The sequence below is a fragment of the Pseudoalteromonas sp. SIMBA_162 genome (assembly GCF_046535955.1).
Lineage (GTDB): Bacteria > Pseudomonadota > Gammaproteobacteria > Enterobacterales > Alteromonadaceae > Pseudoalteromonas > Pseudoalteromonas marina.
In genome coordinates, this window is the sequence record NZ_JAWJBQ010000759.1 from 1 (window position 1) to 255 (window position 255).

General features: G+C 69.4%; 1 pseudogene. It reads right to left on the reverse strand.

The window, feature by feature from the left end:
- Positions 1-255: pseudogene (locus tag R0J88_RS21725) on the reverse strand (ABC transporter permease); the annotation flags it as partial.

Below are 255 nucleotides of genomic sequence, written 5' to 3' on the forward strand. Positions count from 1 at the left end.
GGCGGAATCAGGGACAGCACGGTGATCAGCGGTGACAGCTTGGCGCGCAGCAGCGGCAGGCCACCGGTGAGCAGGCCGACGGTCAGGCCGATCAGCGCACTGATCAGCACGCCGGCCAGCAGGCGTTCGAGGCTGGCGAAGGTGTCGGTCCACAGCGGCAGGTCGCCGGTGCGCACGTTGACCTCGGTGGCCAGTCGCGAGAACGACTCGCCCATGGCGGCGAAGGACGGCAGCAGGCGGTCATTCGGGTTGTCG